Origin of the sequence: Pseudomonas marginalis (assembly GCF_008692035.1) — a bacterium.
Classification (GTDB): Bacteria; Pseudomonadota; Gammaproteobacteria; order Pseudomonadales; family Pseudomonadaceae; genus Aquipseudomonas; species Aquipseudomonas marginalis.
The window spans coordinates 14,264-32,155 of sequence record NZ_VTFG01000005.1; the positions used below are offsets into that span (position 1 = coordinate 14,264).

The following is a 17,892-nucleotide window of genomic DNA, read 5'->3' on the forward strand; positions in this document are numbered from 1 at the left end:
TGCTCGACGCCCCAGCTCATGATCGGGCTATGATCGGCCGATATGAACCGGACGCCCGATACCCCATGCCCGTTGACCTGCAAGCGCTGTACCCGAAACTGATCCACCTGATGCTGGATACGGTATTTGTCGTCGACGGCGACAGCCAGATTGTCTTCGTCAGCGATGGCTGCGAGGCCCTGCTCGGCTACCGTGCCGACGAACTGGTCGGCACCCTGATCACCCACTACATGCACCCGGAAGACCTGGCGCGCACCCGAGCCTCGATTGTGCGGGTCATGAATGGCCACTCCCATGTCGACTTTCGCAACCGCTACATACGCAAGGACGGCAGCGTGGTGCACATCCTGTGGGCGGCCTTCTGGTCCAAAGAGGTGGGCGCGCGCATCGGCGTCGCACGGGACGTGACGGCGCTCACCCAGGCCGAAGAAGAACTGCGCTTCCTTGCCCACCATGATCCGCTGACGGGCCTGACCAACCGCTCACTGTTCAATGATCGGCTGGACCAGGCCCTGCACAGTGCGCAGTCCCACAACCGCGGCCTGGCATTGCTGTTCCTGGACATCAATGACTTCAAGGGCATCAACGATGTGCATGGCCATGCCATGGGCGATCGCGTGCTGTGTGCGATTGCCCGACGCCTGGAACGCTGCGTACTCGACAGCGACCTGGTGGCGCGGATGGGCGGTGATGAGTTCACGGTGCTGTTGACCGACATCCCGTCGCGGGAGGCTATTTCTGCCAGGGTGGTGCAGATACTCGCGGTCATGGCCGAGCCGCTGGGGCCCGAGTTTGGTGGGGTGAAGATGCCGTCCTGCAGCATCGGCGTGGCGGTTTATCCCCAGGACGGGGAAGATGCCGATACCCTGCTCAGCCATGCGGACGGTGATATGTACCGGATAAAACGGCAGCGATTCGCGGCTGAATGACCAGAAGGCGTTTTGCATCAGGCAGGTCGGTCCACCCGCCCGATGCAGAAGCCCTCAGAGGCTCACAACCGACAGGCGTTGACCGGCGGAACCCGGCCGCGCCAGGGCTGGGCCCGCTCCAGCTGCCCCGCAAGGGCCAGCAGGGTACTTTCTTCGCCAAAGCGAGCGGCGAAGTGGGCGCCCATCGGCAGGCCGGCAGCGCTCCAGTGCAACGGCACCGACATTGCCGGTTGCCCGCTGGCATTGAACAGCGCCGTGAACGGTGAGTAGCTGTGGAACCGTTCGATCAGTTCCTCCAGGCTCAAGCGATCGTCTTGCAGGTCCAGCTCCCCGATCGGCACCGGCTCGCGGGCCAGGGTCGGCGTGAGGATCAGGTCGTAATCCTGCATGAACACCGCCAACTGCCGGCCCAAGGCATGAATCCATTCCACGGCACCGGCGTACTGCGCACCGCTGACAGCCCCTTTGCAGCGCAGGATAATGCGGGTGCGGGCTTCCAGCTCCTCAGGCTGTACGGCGAAACCGCGCATCTGCCCCAACACATCGACGTAGTGACGCGTGCTTGCACCGATGATGGTGAAGACCTGATCGAGAAATGCCGGCAGCGCCACCGGCAAATTGACCGGTTCAACGCGGTGGCCCAGGGATTCGCACAACCTGGCGGCCTGGCGTACGGCTTGCACACTTTCGCCGGAGGTCGGCCAAGGCCCGAGCTGCTCGACCAGGGCGATCCGCAGCGGCCGAGGGTCCTGCTGCAGCGCGGTGACATAGGGCTGCGCCTGCAGCGGCGCGGCATAAGGTGCGCCCAGGTCGATCCCGGCCGTGGCATCCAGCAGCGCGGCGCTGTCACGTACCGACAAGGTAATCGCATGGGGGCTGCCCATGCCGGCCCAGCCCTCGCCGATCATCGGCCCGGAAGGCAACAGCCCACGGCTGGGCTTGAGGCCGAACACCCCACAGCAGGACGCCGGCACACGCAAGGAACCACCGCCATCGTTGCCATGGGCAAACGGTACGACGCGCGCCGCCACCAAGGCTGCCGCGCCGCCGCTGGAACCGCCGGCACTGTGGCCGATATTCCAGGGGTTGCGCGTGGCGCCAAAGCGGTTCGACTCGGTGGAATACGAGGTGCCGAATTCGGGTGAGGTGCTGGTACCGACAATCACGCACCCGGCACGGCGGATACGGCTTACGTGTTCGGCGTCAAAGTCAGCGCGAGCGCCTCCCAACGCCTGCGAGCCATGGGTCATCGCCGCGCCGTTGACCGGCGAAAACAGATCCTTGATCAGGGTCGGTACCCCGGCAAACACACCGGGGCCGGGGCGCGACGCGCGTACCGACTGGCGGGCCGAATCGTAAAGCCGCTCGGCCACCGCATTCAGCTGCGGTTCGACCCGTTCGATACGCTCGATCACCGCTTCCAGCAGTTCGCCGGGCTGCACCTCACCGCGCCTGACCCATTCGGCCAAACCGGTGGCGTCTTCGCTGTCCAGCAGGTTGTGGATGTCCATGCCTATCTCCTCTTGATTACGAATGACTTGATCCGAATGCCTGGGTCAGCGCTTTGCGCCGTGCTTGCAGGCCTGCCAGTGCCCAGGCCAGGGCCGAGGCAAAACTGGCGCAGGCCAGCCACAGGATTGAACGACGCACGTCACCCGAGTAAACGCTGAGCACGGCCACCACCAGCGGGCTGACAAATTGACCGAAATACAGAAACGCCGTGAACCCGCCCAAGCCGCGCCCGCGGGTTTTCGCGCTCAGGGCATTCATCACCGGCGCCATCGCGTTGGGCACCAGCAGCCCGGCGCCCAGGCCATGGATCAGCACGGCCACCAGCACCATGCTGTAGCTCGGTGCGCGCATCAGCAGCCACAACCCCAAGCCCAGCAGGCTCAGCAACAGCGCATTGCAACCGGGGATACCGATGCGCCGGCGCAGCAGCGGCCAGGCTAACGAACCGCCCAGGGTCGCCAGCAGACTGCCCCCCGCCGACAGCCCGATCATCGTGCTTGAAGTGATGCCGAGGCTGACGAGTAAAACCGGCGCCTGGATCGGCACGATAAAACTCAGCACCATCCCACTGAGGATCAGCAGATAACCGAGCACCAACGGCAGCACGGCCACCCTGCCCTGTTCAGCCACCTCGACGGGCTGGCGAGCGGCGGCGGGTTCCCACAGCACCTTGATCATCATCGGCACCAACAGCAGTGGCAGCAGGTACAGCAGGAATGGCAGACGCCAGGAGTGTTCGCCCAACGCGCCGCCCACGACATAGAACAGCGAGCCGACCAAACCGATGGTGACCACTTGCCGATTGATGTAGCGCAGCCGTTCCTCGCCGTGCCAATAGTCGGCAATCAGCGTCGCGCAACAGGTCATCACCGCCGCCTCCGCCGCGCCGAACAGCAGGCGTACAGCGACGATGGCGGGCAAGTTATCCAGCAGCGCCGGGATGGCCCCGAGCACGGCATACAACAGCGTGGCGATTATCAGCAACGCCTTGCGCCCGACCCGGTCGGCCAACCAGCCGGCCAGGGGCGCGCACAGCGCAATCGCGAGTGCCGGCCCGGTGACCGCCAAGGGCACCAGCAGGTCGGCGCGCGGTTCCAGTGCACCGAACTCGGCGCCCAGCTTGGGCAGGATCGGCGCGACCATGGCCGCGCCCATGATGGTCAGGCTGCTGCCCAACATCAGCACCAGCCCTTCACGGCGCCCGGTGGCTTGCCGCGGCGAGGGGGAATCGGAATGTGATGAGTTCATGGCCAGCCCCTTAGAAACTTTGAGAAATGCGCAGTGCCACGGTGTAACCCTCGGCACGGTTGCGGGCATCGGTTTCCTTGTAGGCGTGCAGCCAAATGGGCGGCAGGCCGGGCTTGAAGTAACTCACGGCCGGCCCGACAGCCAGCACCCGCGCCCGGTTGCCCGATTGCAACCCCGGGGCGTCGTCATCGCTGAACTGGCGGTAGTAGTAACCACCCAGGCCCAGGGTCCACGGCCCTACATGCTGGCCCACGGCAAATTCGTGGCGGTATTCGACACCGTTCTTGTAGTCGGTCGCGGGGTTGCGGGTATTGACGTCCACCTCAACGCTTGAGGAAACCTCGAAGCCACTGTCGGTGATGTAGGTGGCGTTGACGATCGGCGAGAACGTCCAGTGATTGAGCCCTGGGGAAATCAAACGATTCTTGTCGTAGTCACCGGTGGGCGCCTGGATCTGCAGTTGCGTGTTGATAAACAGGTTCGGCGACAGGTTCCATTGCAGGATCACCGGCAGAAACTGCATGTCGGCCATTCGAAACGGATCGGCCTCCAGGCTCAGCGGGCCGGCCGGGGTCGGTACCTTGACGGAAGCGTCCATCTTGAAGAACGGTACCACCACCCCGAAACCATAGTTGGCGCCCAGCACCGTGTGATCGGTCATGCGCATGTAGGCGACGCCGATGGACAACACATCCAGTGAGAAGTGGTTGTCGACGGAGCGACCGTTACGGTCCTTCTGCACATTGGCCGAGTAAAACGCCGTGCGCAGTCCCACGGTCCCGAACGGCGTGGCCGGCGGCATCATCCCCGCGCCGAAATCGTACACGCCGACAGCGGTGGTCGGCGCACCGTTCTCGGTGGCCTGGACACCGGCGCAGCAACCCAGCAGCCCCAGGGTGAACAGCGTCATGCGTGTGGCGCTTGCATTATTGTGGTGAATCATCGAATGCCCCTCCCATCAAGTGGTGTGGGCCATCCTAGTAACGCGCAGAGTGAGGCGGTTATCCGTTTTCAGCAGAGTTGCGTGCGACGCAGGGTCTGGGAAGGGCTTTCGCCGAACATGGTGCGGTAATCGCTTGCGAACCGGCTCAAATGCCAGAAGCCCCAGCGCGCCGCCACTTCCTGTACGCCGTGGGCTTGGGTGCTGGTTCGCAGTTCGCGGCGCACCGCATTGAGGCGCAGTGCCCGCAGATAGGCCACCGGGTTGATGCCCAGCGTCTCCTGAAAACAGTACTGGAGTTTGCGCCGGCTGGCGCCGATGTGGTTGCACAGGTCGAGGATCGACAGCGGCTCGTCGAGGTGACTCAATGCATATTCGCGGGCGCGATCGACCATCCTTTTGCGCGCCGTGGGGTTGAGGGGTGGCGCCTGGTCCGGGGCGATCAACTCCAGCATATGCAGCATCACCGCATCGCGGATGCCGCGGCGGATCGAGTCATGCCCGAGCACGGCATCGCAGCCCGCCAGCTCGTCGAACAACGCCGCGAGGTCACGTTGCACGGGTGAATCACCCAAGCGGTAACACCTGGGAAGATCGGTAATTCGAAACTGAATGCCCTGGCACTCCAGCACATGTTCCAGGGCGTGCTCTTCGATGGCCACGCCGAGCAGGTCCAAGTGCTGTGGAGTGTGCAGCTCGGGCAGGTTTTCACCGTGGGCCACCAACAGGCTGGGCTCGTGGATCGGATGCCCCGAGCAATACACCGGGCCGTCGGCACTCAAGGGAATGCTGAAGGTGATCGCACCTTTCCAGGCCACACCACTCTTGACCATGGCCTGATTAGAGCGGTCGCGCACCAGTTGCATCCAGTCCGAGCGGAACTCCAGCAACTCACCGGCAAAGGAGCCAGGTGACAACTGATCGTAGCGAACCTGCCAGCCGCCCATATTGCGAGCGTGCTCGTCGATGTCGCTGGTCAGGAAACGCTGGAGGGGTAACGCCGGTGGAAGCACCACCGAGGCCGCAGGCATCTGCACATTATTATTGTTCATTGACCTAACCTTTTTCAGTTGCAAGGCTTACAGGTCGTATCGCACGCAAGTTCCATTCCGAACCCGGGGCAGCGCGTGCATGTGTGCCGAAAATGGATAGTGAGGATGTGCGCCGGCGATGCCAGCCTCGGGCAAATACGTTCACCTGTTAATGAATTTTTTCACCTTCAAGGCTTGATGTTTTTCAGCTCATTGAGCAAGTCCAGCAACTGCTGCATTTTCTCCGCGCCAAACTGCGCTTCGATTTTCTGGTAGTTGCTTTCCATGCCCTCGCTCATGGAGACGAAACACTGCTGGCCGCGCTCGGTGAGGCCCACGAACACCCGGCGCTGATCCTGGCTGGACTTCTGCCGGCGCACCAGGCCGTCGCGCTCCAGGCGCGTCAACACTCCGGTCATGCTCGGTTTCAGGATGCAGGCCTGCTGGGCGAGCTGGTGGCTTTCGAGTTCGCCCTGCTGGCGCAGGATCCGAATGACCCGCCACTGTTGCTCGGTCAGGGCATGCTTGTTCAGTGCCGGGCGGAAGAACGCCATTGCGGCTTCACGGGCTTGCAGCAGGGTCAGGGTCAGCGAAGGTCTGGGGTTGGCCATATCGGCACCAATTGGATGGGCGAGTCGGCAGCTTAGTGTCGCCGGCCAACCGCTGCAAGCAGCCTGGGGGCTGTGAAAAGTACAATCGGTTCGGCGTAAAAGCCATTCTGTTGCACCGCGGCGATGCTCATGATGATCCGCACAAGATCAACAAGACCTACCTTATGCCTGGCTCAACGCAATCCCGATTGGCGCTGGCGGTACTCCCCCGGAGTGAGCTGGGCGTAACGCTGGAAAAAACGACTGAAATAGGCCGGGTCCTTGAACCCCAGCTGATAGCAGATCTCGTTGGCCGAGCTGCCGGTAAACAGCAGCAGGCGCTTGGCTTCCTGCATCAGGCGCTCCAGGATCAGGCGCTTGGACGGCAAGTCGGCAATGCGCCGGCACACATCATTGAGCCGTGCTTCTGTCACCCCAATGCCCTGGGCATACCGCGACAACGGCCAGTGTTGCTGGTAGTGCGCTTCGATCAGCTCGTTGAAGCGGTGGAAGATTTTCAAGTCTTCGTGGCGGGCGGGCGTGGCTTTCAACGAGTTCGAACACAGCCGCAACAGGCTGATCATGATCAACCGCGTCAGGCTGTCCAGGGCTGCGCTGCGCCCGGAACGCTGGGCTTTTACCTCTTCGCGCAGTTCCTCGAACAGATAATCCAGGCGGCGGATATCGCCCGCGTATTGCGGCGCCAACTGCGTCAGGGCGACACACGCGGCCGGCAATTGCACACCGGCCGGCGCCAGGCTGGCGTCGGCTTCGATCAGTTGCCACACCAGTTGCTGACGCACCGTCAGCACATGCCCGTCACTGTCGGCCTCGGTCACAAACGAGTGCGGCACCGTGGGTGGCGTGAGGAAGAACATCGGCCCGGACTCGACGTATTGCTGGTCGTCCAGGTACACGCGCACGGTGCCGCTTTTTACGTAGTGAACCTGGAAGAACCGGTCATGCCGGTGAACGGGCATGTTGCGCCCGAAGAAATCCGCCAGGTTGGCCAGCTTGTCGTAATGGACTTCGGCGTCGCTGTAGCGCTGGTCGTACACCTGGCCAATGTTGATGTTCGGGATGGGTTGACGGTCGCTCATCGCACGCTACTCGTTTTTATTGTGATTGCCCTGATGCAGCGGTGCTCACCCTGCAAGCACCCCGTGGACAGTCTACACCCTTGACGATAGTTAACATCTTAATTATAACTGTTAACACATTAACTAAATGCAAGGCCGCCATGGCCCTGCCAGGAGAACCCATGAGCCGTGCCTTGCATGACATCGCGACCGGCACCCTTTTCGGTGTCGCGCTGAACTACCAGGGGTTGCTCAAGCAGCGCCTCGCCGAATTCGAACAGCCGCCGTACCAGAAACCGCCGGTCAAGCCGGTGCTGTTCATCAAGACGCCCAACACCCGCAACCAGCACGGCGCCGAGGTGGTGCATCCCGGCCAGGGCGAGCGCCTGCAGCCTGGGCCGGCATTGGGGGTGGTGATGGGCAAGAGCGCCAGTCGCGTCAGCGCGGCCGAAGCCCTCGACTACGTGGCCGGCTACACCCTCGTCAATGAGTTCAGCCTGCCGGAAGACAGCTACTACCGCCCCGCCGTCAAAGCCAAATGCCGCGATGGGTTCTGCGCCATCGGGCCCGAGCTGATACCCACCGCACAGGTGTCGAACCCGCACAATCTCGCGATCACGCTGTACGTCAACGGCGAGGTTCGCCAGCACAACACCACGGCCAACTTCGTGCGCAATATTCCATTGCTGATCGCCGAGATCAGCGAATTCATGACCCTGCACGCGGGCGATGTGCTGATCACCGGCACGCCCGAAGGCCGGGTGGATGTGCAGCCAGGCGACACCGTGGAGGTCGAGATCAGTGGCCTCGGCCGCCTGGTCAACCACATCAAGGCAGAGGAGCTCCCATGAAACACGCCCGTATTCGCTTTGAAGGTGAAGTCCATTCGGTACAGGTCGAAGCTGAAAACGCCGTGCGCCTGGCCGACGGCCGCCTGCTGGCCGAAGACCAGGTGCAATGGCTGCCACCGGCCACCGGCAGCATGTTCGCCCTGGGCCTGAACTATGCCGACCACGCCGCTGAACTGGCGTTCAAGCCGCCGACCGAACCCCTGGCCTTCATCAAGTCCGTGGGCACCTACACCGGCCACAACCAGGTGACCTGGCGCCCGGATAACGTCGCCTACATGCACTACGAGTGCGAGCTGGTGGCCGTCATCGGCAAGCCGGCGCGCAACGTCAAGCGCGAAGACGCCCTGGATTACCTGGCGGGCTACACGGTGTGCAACGACTACGCGATTCGCGACTACCTGGAAAACTACTACCGGCCCAACCTGCGCGTGAAAAACCGCGACGCCACCACGCCCGTCGGCCCATGGATCGTCGATGTGGCCGATGTGCCGGACCCGAGCAACCTGAAACTGCGCACCTGGATCAACGGCGAGTTGCGCCAGGAAGGCAGCACCAGGGACATGATTTTCGACATTCCCTACCTGATCGAATACCTGTCCAGCTTCATGACCCTGCAACCCGGCGACATGATCGCCACCGGCACGCCCGAAGGCCTGGCGGACGTCGTGCCGGGCGATGAAGTGATTGTGGAAGTCGAAGGCGTAGGCCGCCTGGTTAACCGAATTGTCAGCGAAGCGGCGTTCTTCAGCGCCCGTAAAGAGGCTTGAGCAGCATGATCAAACATTGGATCAACGGCCGTGAGGTCGAAAGCAAAGACGTGTTCGTCAACTACAACCCGGCCACCGGCGAAGCCATCGGAGAAGTCGCCAGCGGCGGCGCCGAGGAAGTCGCGCAAGCCGTGGCGGCGGCCAAGGAAGCCTTCCCGAAATGGGCCGGCACCCCGGCCAAGGAACGGGCGCGCTTGATGCGCAAGCTCGGCGAACTGATCGAACAGAACGTGCCGCACCTGGCCGAACTGGAAACCCTCGACACCGGCCTGCCGATTCACCAGACCAAAAACGTGTTGATTCCCCGCGCCTCGCACAACTTCGATTTTTTCGCCGAAGTCTGCACGCGCATGGACGGCCACAGCTACCCGGTCGATGACCAGATGCTCAACTACACCCTGTATCAGCCGGTGGGTGTCTGCGCGCTGGTGTCGCCGTGGAACGTGCCGTTCATGACCGCCACCTGGAAAACCGCGCCGTGCCTGGCCCTGGGCAATACCGCGGTGCTGAAAATGTCCGAGCTGTCGCCGCTGACCGCCAACGAACTGGGGCGCCTGGCGGTGGAGGCCGGGATTCCAAAAGGCGTGCTCAATGTCATCCAGGGTTACGGCGCGACCGCCGGCGATGCCCTGGTGCGTCACCCCGATGTCCGCGCGATTTCCTTCACCGGCGGCACTGCCACCGGCAAGAAAATCATGCAGACCGCCGGGCTGAAGAAGTACTCCATGGAACTGGGCGGCAAGTCGCCGGTGCTGATCTTCGAAGATGCCGACCTGAAACGCGCCCTCGACGCCGCGCTGTTCACCATCTTCTCGCTCAACGGCGAACGCTGCACCGCCGGCAGCCGGATCTTTATCCAGGAAAGCGTGTACCCGCAGTTCGTCGCCGAGTTTGCCGCGCGCGCCAAACGCCTGATCGTCGGCGACCCGCAAGACCCGAAGACCCAGGTCGGCTCGATGATCACTCAGGCCCACTACGACAAGGTCACCGGCTACATCAAGATCGGTCTCGAAGAAGGCGCCACTCTCCTCGCCGGTGGCCTCGAGCGCCCGGCCAACCTGGCGGCGCATCTGAGCAAGGGCCAGTTCATCCAGCCCACGGTGTTCGCTGACGTGAACAACTCCATGCGTATCGCCCAGGAAGAGATCTTCGGCCCCGTGGTGTGCCTGATTCCGTTCAAAGACGAAGCCGAAGCCTTGCAACTGGCCAACGCCACCGAGTACGGCCTGGCGTCTTACATCTGGACCCAGGACATCGGCAAGGCGCATCGTCTGGCCTATGGCATCGAAGCGGGCATGGTGTTCATCAACAGCCAGAACGTGCGCGACCTGCGCCAACCGTTCGGCGGCGTGAAGGGCTCCGGCACCGGCCGTGAAGGCGGCCAGTACAGCTTCGAAGTGTTCGCCGAGATCAAGAACGTGTGTATCTCGATGGGCAGCCATCACATTCCACGTTGGGGCGTCTGAGCAACACCAGTCCCCCGATGACAACAACAACAATTTCAGGAGCATCATCATGGGCGAAGTCGTCCTGGCGGCGAAAATCTGCCACGTACCCTCGATGTATTTGTCGGAGCTGCCTGGCAAGCACCACGGCTGCCGCGAAGCGGCGATTGCCGGGCACAAGGAAATCGGTCGGCGCGCCCGCGAGCTGGGCGCCGATACCGCCGTGGTGTTCGACGTGCACTGGCTGGTCAACAGCGCCTATCACGTCAACAGCGGCGAGCACTTCAAGGGCATCTACACCAGTAACGAACTGCCGCACTTCATCAAGAACATGGCCTACGAATACCCCGGCTGCCCGGAGCTGGGCGAACTGATCGCCGCCGAGGCCAACGCCGCCGACGTGCGTACCCTGGCCCACAACATCCCGAGCCTGGAGCTGGAGTACGGCACCCTGGTGCCGATGCGCTACATGCACATGGGCGTACCGGACGAGCAGAGCTTCAACGTCGTTTCGATTGCCGCCTGGTGTGCCTGGCATCGCCTGCAAGACAGCTTCACCTTCGGCGCCGCCGTGCGCCGGGCCATCGAGAAGAGCGATCGCAAAGTCGTGGTGCTGGCCTCGGGTTCGCTGTCGCACCGCTTCTCCGACGACCGCAATGCCGAAGCCAATATCCATAACTGGACGCGCGAATTCGACAAACAGGTCGACCTGCATGTGGTGGAACTGTGGCGCCAGGGCCGCTGGAAAGAGTTCTGCGCCATGCTCCCGGACTACGCCGAGCATTGCTTTGGCGAAGGCAAGATGCACGACACCGCCATGCTTCTCGGTTTGCTCGGCGGGCCGGACTACGACAAGCCGGCCGAGATCATCACCGAACCCTTCGGCAGCTCGGGCACCGGGCAGATCAACGCCATTTTCCCTGTTTGACCGCATGGCCGCGCGGCATCCCCGCGCGGCCTGAAGGAGCCGTTCATGCCCCACTTCATCGCTGAATACACCGACAACATCGAACAGCAGGCAGACCTGCCGGGCCTGTTTGAAAAAGTCCACGCCAGCCTGGGCGACAGCGGCGTGTTTCCCCTGGGCGGCATCCGCAGCCGTGGCGTGCGCCTGGACACCTGGCGCATGGCCGATGGCAAGCATGACTACGCGTTCGTGCACATGACGTTGAAGGTCGGCCATGGCCGCGACCTGGCGACACGGCAGCACGTCGCCGAGCGCCTGTTCGAGGTCATCACCGAGCACTTCGCCGCGCTTCAGGCCCAGCGCCTGCTGGCCTTGTCGTTTGAAATGCTCGAACTGCACGAGCAGCTCAATTTCAAGCAGAACAACGTGCATGCGTTCCTCAAGGCGCAGGTCGGTTAAGGCGCCCTGCCCGTTCACACCCTCGGCCTCTCAGATAAAAAGTATAAGACCATGAGCACAGCCCATACCGCCGACAACCTCGGCCAGGTCGCACGCGACCGTACTCACAGCACCATCACCTGGCGGCTGATGCCGCTGTTGCTGGTCTGCTACCTCTTCGCCCATCTCGACCGCATCAACATCGGCTTCGCCAAGATGCAGATGAGCGCGGACTTGAACTTCAGCGACACGGTCTATGGCTTCGGCGCCGGCCTGTTCTTCGTGGCCTACGCGCTGTTCGGCGTCCCCAGCAACATGGCCCTGGACCGTGTCGGCCCAAGGCGGTGGATTGCCACGCTGATGGTGGTGTGGGGCGTGCTGTCGACCTGCATGTTCCTGATCGACAGCGCCATGGGCTTCTATGTGCTGCGCTTTTTGCTGGGGGTGGCCGAGGCCGGTTTCTTCCCGGGCATCCTGGTGTTTCTGAACCGCTGGTACCCGGCCGGGCGTCGCGCGCAGGTCACCGCCTTGTTTGCCATCGCGGTGCCGATGGCCGGGGTGATCGGCGGCCCGCTGTCCGGCGGCATCCTTGAACACTTCCACGACCTGGGCGGCCTGCGCGGCTGGCAATGGATGTTCGTCATCGAAGGCGCCCCCGTGATTCTGCTCGGGCTGGTGGTGCTCAAGTGCCTGCCGGACAGCTTCGAGACGGTCAAGTGGCTGGCGCCGGAACAGAAGCAACACCTGCGCGAGCAACTGCACCGGGAAGAACACCGCAAATCCATCACCTCGTTTTCCGCCATTCTCAGCAACCCACAGGTGTGGCTGCTGGTGGCGGTGTACTTCGCGGTGATGCTGGCGGTCAACACCCTGGCGTTCTGGATGCCGACGCTGATCCACGGCGCCGGCATCGGCAGCGACGGCAAGGTCGGCCTGCTCAGTGCGGTGCCGTACCTGGCCGGGTGTTTTTTCATGATCGGCTGCGGGCGCTCGTCCGACCGCCAGCGTGAACGCCGCTGGCACCTGTGCGTGCCCTTGCTGATGTCGGCCGTGGGCATCGCCATCGCCGGGCTCGCCCCCGCCAACCCGGCCGTGGTGCTGGGTGGCCTGATCGTCGCCGGCATGGGCGCCAGCGCGGCGTTGCCGATGTTCTGGCAACTGCCTCCCGCGTTCCTCTCCAATAACACCCAGGCCGCCGGGATCGCCCTGATCAGCTCGTTCGGCAGCATCGCGTCATTCTTCGCGCCCTACCTGATCGGCTGGATGCGCGACACCACCCAGAGCGCCAGCCTGGCCCTGTACGTCCTGGCGCTGCTGATTGCTCTCGGTGGCCTGCTGGTGCTGCGCACCCGGGCGGCCATCGTCAACCCTCAATAAGAGACTCTTGCCATGCTTGATCAATCGCTCATTTTGCAAGCCGCCGCGCGCCTCGACCAGGCCGAACGTTCACGCGAACAGGTGCGTCAGTTTTCCCTCGATCACCCGGCGATCACCCTCGAAGACGCCTACGCCATCCAGCGCGCCTGGGTGGAACAGAAAATCAGGGACGGGCGCAAGCTGGTCGGCCACAAGATCGGCCTGACCTCCCGGGCCATGCAGGTCTCGTCCAATATCACCGAGCCGGATTACGGCGCGTTGCTGGACGACATGTTCTTCGATGAAGGCACCGACATCCCCTTCGAGCGCTTTATCGTGCCGCGCGTCGAGGTGGAGCTGGCGTTTATCCTGGGCAAACCGCTGAAAGGCCCGAACGTGACGGTGTTCGACGTGCTCGACGCCACTGAATGGGTGATCCCCGCGCTGGAGATCATCGATGCGCGCATCCAGCAGGTCGACCCGCACACCAAGGCGACCCGCAAGGTGTTCGACACCATCTCAGACAACGCCGCCAACGCCGGCGTGGTCATGGGCGGGCGGGCCGTGCGGCCCACCGAGATCGACTTGCGCAAGGTGCCGGCGGTGCTCTACCGCAATGGCGTGATCGAAGAGTCCGGCGTCTCCGCCGCCGTGCTCAATCACCCGGCCAAGGGCGTGGCCTGGCTCGCGAATAAACTGGCCGCCTATGACGTCACCCTGCAACCCGGACAAATCATCCTGGGTGGCTCCTTCACCCGCCCGGTGGCGGCCAACCCTGGCGATACCTTCCATGTCGACTACGACATGCTGGGTTCGATTGCCTGCCGATTCGTTTAACGGGAGAGTGCTCATGGACATGCCTGTCAACACCTTCAAACATCGCCTGCGCAGCGGTGAAACCCAGATCGGCCTGTGGCTGGGCCTGGCCGATGCCTATTGCGCGGAACTGGCCGCCAACGCCGGTTTCGATTGGCTGCTGATCGACGGCGAACATGCGCCCAACGACCTGCGCGGCCTGCTCGGCCAGCTCCAGGCCGTGGCGCCCTACCCCAGCCAGCCGGTGATTCGCCCGGTGATCGGCGACACCGCGTTGATCAAACAAGTGCTCGACATTGGCGTACAAACCTTGCTGGTGCCCATGGTGGAGAGCGCAGAACAGGCGCGTACGCTGGTGAACGCCATCCACTATCCGCCCAAGGGCGTGCGCGGCGTCGGCAGTGCGCTGGCCAGGGCTTCACGCTGGAACAGCATTGCCGGTTACCTCGACCACGCCGATGAGCAGATGTGCCTGCTGGTGCAGATCGAAAACCGCGAGGGCCTGGCCAACCTGGAGGCGATTGCGGCGGTGGAAGGCGTCGACGGGGTGTTTATCGGGCCGGCGGACCTGAGCGCCTCGATGGGCCATCGCGGCAACCCCGGCCACCCCGAGGTGCAGGCGGCAATCGAAGACGCCATCGCGCGCATCCGCAACGCCGGCAAAGCCGCCGGCATTCTCAGCGCCGACCAGGCACTGGCGCGGCGCTACATCGAACTGGGCGCGGCGTTCGTGGCGGTGGGCGTGGACACCACCGTGCTGATGCGCGGGCTGCAAAGCCTGGCGGCGGCCTTCAAGGACTCACCGGCGCCTGCCGTCACAGCCGGCGGGGTCTACTGACTCAGCCTCGCTTGCGCTCGGCAGCTGTGGGGCTAGCTCAACTAGCGCTTGAGGGTTTTCAGTTCGTTGAGCAAGGTCAGCAAGGTCTGCAACTTCTCTTCGCCAAACCCCGCCTGCAAGCGCTGGTAATTGGCTTCCATGCTCTGGCTCATGGAGTCGAAACAGGCTTGCCCCTTCTCGGCCAGCCGCACCAGCACGCGGCGTTGGTCCTGTTGCGCCTTGCGCCGCTCCACCATGCCTGCCGCTTCCATGCGCACCAGCACCCCGGTCATGCTCGGCTTGAGGATGCACGCCAGCTCGGCCAGGCGGTTGATCTCAAGCTCCTCATGCTGGCTGAGAATCCGAATGACCCGCCATTGCTGCTCGGTCAGTCCGTGTTGATTGAGCGAAGGGCGAAAAAACCCCATGGCGGCTTCACGCGCATGGAGCAAAGTGAGGGTCAGGGATTGGCGCGGTTTGGACATGGATGGCGGCGTCGCAATTAGTTAACAGATTAACAACATTCTAGCATTGGCGATTGTTGCCCGTGTGCGGCTTTACCGCGCGGCCGGATTCAGGGTGGATGATTGGCAGCCACGGTCAAGAGCAGCGGCACACAGAATCAAGACACCTACCGCGCGGAAGGCACCTAATACACCCCAACATGCACAGAGCTTCGTGTCGGCTCTGCAGTGAGTTTCCCTTCACTTTTCCAGGCTGCGCCATGATCAATATCGAAACGCCGACCTACTACTCGGCAACCAAGAAATACAACCTCAGTTTCCCCACCCTCGAACAGGACGTGGAAGCCGATGTGGTGGTGATTGGCGGCGGTTTCTCCGGCATCAACACCGCATTGGAACTGGCCGAAAAAGGCATCACCAACATTGTGGTGCTCGAAGCGCGCTACCTGGGTTTCGGCGGCACGGGTCGCAATGGCGGGCAGATCATGGCGGGGATCGGCCATGACCTGGAGAAAATCAAGAACCAGGTCGGCGACGAAGGCCTGCGCCAGATCTTTGAAATCAGCGAGCTGGGCGCCGGCATCATCAAGGATCGCATCGCCAAGTACGCGATCGACGCCGACTTCTGCCACGGCTACGGCTACATGGGCTTCAACGCCCGCCAGGAAAAAACCCTGCGCGCCTGGGAGAAGGACTTCAAGTCAATCAACACCAAGGACGAAATCCGCTTTATGGCGGGATCCGAGGTCAAGCAGATCATCGGTTCCGACGCCTACACCAGCGCGCTGCTGCACATGGGCGGCGGGCACGTGCACTCGCTGAATCTGCTGCTGGGCGAAGCCAAGGCCCTGGCCGGCCACGGCGTGCGCATCTTTGAGCACAGCCCGGCCCTGGAAGTCAGTTATGGCGAACGCATCACCGTGCGCACCGGCCGAGGCTCGGTCAAGGCCTCCAAGTTGCTGTGGGCCTGCGACAGCTTCCTCAACAAGCTGGAACCGGAACTGCACAAGACCACCGTCAATACCTATGCCTTCCAGTTGATGACCGAACCGCTATCCGACGAGCTGATCAACCGCATCAGCCCGATTCGCGGCGCCTACAGCGATATCCGCCCGGTGATCGACTACTACCGGGTCACCAACGAAAACCGTTTGCTGTTCGGTGCCGCCACGCCTTTCGTCGAGCACATCCCGCTGGACCTCAAGGCCTGGAACCGCAACCTGATGCTGAAGATTTTCCCCTACCTCAAGGACGTGAAGATCGACCTGGCGTGGGGCGGGCCGATGGCGACCGGGGCCAACCTGTTCCCGCAGATCGGCACGCTCAGCGGGCGTCCGAATGCCTTTTATGTGCAGGGCTACGCCGGCTTCGGGGTCACGCCCAGCCACATCATCTGCAAGGTCCTGGCCGAGGGCATGAGCGAAGGCTCGTCGCGCTACGACCTGATCAGCGCGGTCAAGCATGTGCAGATCCTGGGCAAGGACCATATCCGCCCGCTGCTGCTAACGGCTGGCAAAAGCCTTCATCAACTTTCGGGCTACTTCAACGGTCGCCGTTGAGCCCCGCTGTTTCATTCACAGGAGAACTGCCATGCCCGTTACCCCCCTGAAGAAAGACATCCAATTATCGGACCTCGATGCCTGGGGCACCGTTGCCGACCTCGGCTCCGAGATCCTCGAAGGCGAAGTCAAAGCCTTTGGCAAAATGACCTTCGGCGCCCCGACCGACGCCGTCAGCAGCGCCTATTTCGGCACCACCCAAGGCAAGTTCCGGATGGTCTACCCGTTCGCCGAACAAGCCACGGTGGTCACCGGCGAAGTGGTGCTGACCGACGAAAGTACTGGCCAGAGCACCCGTTACAAGGCGGGCGACAGCTGGTTCGTGACCCAGGGCACGCCGGTGCTGTGGGAGGTGGTGAGCGAGAGTTTTGTGAAGCACTATTTCGCGGTAGTCTGATCGCTCCCCTCTGCCGGCTTCGGCCGGCAGCGTTTGTTCCGGCGCAGGTGACTGACCATGCACGCCATCCCCGCTCAGGAAGTCGCCGGCCATTGCCTGCAGGCTTTCACTCAACTGGTGCCCGCCAGCCAGGCAGCGTTCTATTGTGTCGACCGCCAGTTGCAGGCCCGTGATTTCAGGCTGCAAGGCATGAGCGGTGAAATGCACCGCGACTACCTGGACAACTACCGCCAATTCGACCCGTTGCAACCGCGCAATTGCCTGTCCAGCGGGCTGGCGGTGGTGCCGCTGGGGTTCGCCATGGCCCGCCAGCCCCTGCGTGACAGCCGCCGCTATCAAGACTTCCTGCAACGCTATGGTGTGGTCGATGTGGTGGAGATCGTCGCCCATCGCGCGGACCAGCCCCAGGCGGCCATCTCCTTGCTGCGCACGGCGGAGCAAGGGGTGTTTACCCCCGACCAACTGGCTCAGCTCAATGCCTTGCAGGCGTTGCTGCAAATGGCCGTGGCCAATATGCAGCCCTGCGACGATGCATTGGCTGGGCTCACGCCCAAAGAGCGCGAGATTGCCTGGTTATTACGCCAGGGTGCGAGCAACAAGCAACTGGCCCTGGAGCTGGATGTCGGCCTGCCGACCATCAAGACGCACTTGATCCACCTGTTTCGCAAAACCGGTGTGAGCAGCCGTACAGAACTGGTCGCCGCGCTGTTTCTTTAAGTTGCCTCAACCCTTTGGTTGATAGGCAC

At 62.9% G+C, this 17,892-nt stretch carries 19 protein-coding genes; 12 read left to right on the forward strand and 7 right to left on the reverse strand.

Features of this window, described 5'->3' with window-relative positions:
- The first annotated feature begins 65 nt into the window (after window positions 1-65).
- Window positions 66-929: a sensor domain-containing diguanylate cyclase gene (locus FX984_RS31650; RefSeq protein ID WP_146477536.1), complete on the forward strand. Its 864-nt coding sequence runs from the start codon at window positions 66-68 to the stop codon at window positions 927-929.
- 62 nt (window positions 930-991) lie between these two features.
- On the opposite strand, the gene FX984_RS31655 is transcribed toward FX984_RS31650, so the two are convergent.
- From FX984_RS31655 to hpaA, 6 genes are all read right to left on the reverse strand, one after another.
- Complete coding sequence (locus FX984_RS31655) at window positions 992-2,440, reverse strand: amidase (RefSeq protein WP_043293242.1); 1,449 nt, start codon at window positions 2,438-2,440, stop codon at window positions 992-994.
- A 16-nt stretch (window positions 2,441-2,456) separates the two neighbouring features.
- Window positions 2,457-3,689 (reverse strand): MFS transporter, encoded by a 1,233-nt coding sequence (locus FX984_RS31660; protein WP_027603500.1) that lies wholly within the window; start codon window positions 3,687-3,689, stop codon window positions 2,457-2,459.
- A 10-nt stretch (window positions 3,690-3,699) separates the two neighbouring features.
- Window positions 3,700-4,632: a SphA family protein gene (locus tag FX984_RS31665; protein ID WP_027603499.1), complete on the reverse strand. Its 933-nt coding sequence runs from the start codon at window positions 4,630-4,632 to the stop codon at window positions 3,700-3,702.
- Window positions 4,633-4,700: 68 nt separating this feature from the next.
- Window positions 4,701-5,681: a helix-turn-helix domain-containing protein gene (locus FX984_RS31670; RefSeq protein WP_027603498.1), complete on the reverse strand. Its 981-nt coding sequence runs from the start codon at window positions 5,679-5,681 to the stop codon at window positions 4,701-4,703.
- 167 nt (window positions 5,682-5,848) lie between these two features.
- Window positions 5,849-6,271: a homoprotocatechuate degradation operon regulator HpaR gene (gene hpaR, locus FX984_RS31675; protein ID WP_027603497.1), complete on the reverse strand. Its 423-nt coding sequence runs from the start codon at window positions 6,269-6,271 to the stop codon at window positions 5,849-5,851.
- 173 nt (window positions 6,272-6,444) lie between these two features.
- Window positions 6,445-7,350, reverse strand: coding sequence for a 4-hydroxyphenylacetate catabolism regulatory protein HpaA (gene hpaA, locus FX984_RS31680; RefSeq protein WP_027603496.1), 906 nt, complete (start codon window positions 7,348-7,350; stop codon window positions 6,445-6,447).
- Between the two features lie 161 nt (window positions 7,351-7,511).
- On the opposite strand from hpaA, the gene FX984_RS31685 reads away from it, so the two are divergent.
- From FX984_RS31685 to hpaI, 8 genes are read left to right on the forward strand one after another with little or no spacing between them, the layout of a single operon-like run.
- Window positions 7,512-8,180 carry a fumarylacetoacetate hydrolase family protein gene (locus tag FX984_RS31685; protein ID WP_065939659.1) on the forward strand — a complete coding sequence of 223 codons (669 nt, stop codon included), beginning with the start codon at window positions 7,512-7,514 and terminating at the stop codon, window positions 8,178-8,180.
- The gene (locus FX984_RS31690) at window positions 8,177-8,947 is read left to right on the forward strand and encodes a fumarylacetoacetate hydrolase family protein (protein ID WP_027603494.1); all 771 of its coding nucleotides are present in this window, start codon (window positions 8,177-8,179) and stop codon (window positions 8,945-8,947) included. Before FX984_RS31685 ends, FX984_RS31690 begins: the two co-directional genes overlap by 4 nt.
- Window positions 8,948-8,952: 5 nt before the next feature.
- Complete coding sequence (gene hpaE, locus FX984_RS31695; RefSeq protein WP_027603493.1) at window positions 8,953-10,413, forward strand: 5-carboxymethyl-2-hydroxymuconate semialdehyde dehydrogenase; 1,461 nt, start codon at window positions 8,953-8,955, stop codon at window positions 10,411-10,413.
- Between the two features lie 49 nt (window positions 10,414-10,462).
- A complete protein-coding gene (hpaD, locus tag FX984_RS31700; RefSeq protein WP_027603492.1) occupies window positions 10,463-11,320 on the forward strand; it encodes a 3,4-dihydroxyphenylacetate 2,3-dioxygenase in 858 nt (285 codons plus the stop codon).
- 45 nt (window positions 11,321-11,365) lie between these two features.
- Window positions 11,366-11,758, forward strand: coding sequence for a tautomerase family protein (locus FX984_RS31705; RefSeq protein ID WP_027603491.1), 393 nt, complete (start codon window positions 11,366-11,368; stop codon window positions 11,756-11,758).
- Window positions 11,759-11,809: 51 nt separating this feature from the next.
- Complete coding sequence (locus FX984_RS31710; protein ID WP_108574574.1) at window positions 11,810-13,114, forward strand: MFS transporter; 1,305 nt, start codon at window positions 11,810-11,812, stop codon at window positions 13,112-13,114.
- A 12-nt stretch (window positions 13,115-13,126) separates the two neighbouring features.
- Complete coding sequence (hpaH, locus tag FX984_RS31715) at window positions 13,127-13,930, forward strand: 2-oxo-hept-4-ene-1,7-dioate hydratase (RefSeq protein ID WP_027603489.1); 804 nt, start codon at window positions 13,127-13,129, stop codon at window positions 13,928-13,930.
- Between the two features lie 13 nt (window positions 13,931-13,943).
- Entirely contained in the window at window positions 13,944-14,747 is an 804-nt protein-coding gene (gene hpaI / locus FX984_RS31720) for a 4-hydroxy-2-oxoheptanedioate aldolase (RefSeq protein WP_146477534.1), read from the forward strand.
- A gap of 41 nt (window positions 14,748-14,788) precedes the next feature.
- On the opposite strand, the gene hpaR (FX984_RS31725) is transcribed toward hpaI, so the two are convergent.
- A complete protein-coding gene (hpaR, locus tag FX984_RS31725; protein WP_027603487.1) occupies window positions 14,789-15,211 on the reverse strand; it encodes a homoprotocatechuate degradation operon regulator HpaR in 423 nt (140 codons plus the stop codon).
- Window positions 15,212-15,450: 239 nt separating this feature from the next.
- On the opposite strand from hpaR (FX984_RS31725), the gene FX984_RS31730 reads away from it, so the two are divergent.
- From FX984_RS31730 to FX984_RS31740, 3 genes are read left to right on the forward strand one after another with little or no spacing between them, the layout of a single operon-like run.
- Complete coding sequence (locus tag FX984_RS31730) at window positions 15,451-16,749, forward strand: NAD(P)/FAD-dependent oxidoreductase (RefSeq protein WP_146477532.1); 1,299 nt, start codon at window positions 15,451-15,453, stop codon at window positions 16,747-16,749.
- 31 nt (window positions 16,750-16,780) lie between these two features.
- A complete protein-coding gene (locus tag FX984_RS31735) occupies window positions 16,781-17,146 on the forward strand; it encodes a cupin domain-containing protein (protein WP_027603485.1) in 366 nt (121 codons plus the stop codon).
- A 57-nt stretch (window positions 17,147-17,203) separates the two neighbouring features.
- Window positions 17,204-17,863: a helix-turn-helix transcriptional regulator gene (locus tag FX984_RS31740; RefSeq protein ID WP_027603484.1), complete on the forward strand. Its 660-nt coding sequence runs from the start codon at window positions 17,204-17,206 to the stop codon at window positions 17,861-17,863.
- Window positions 17,864-17,892 lie beyond the last annotated feature (29 nt).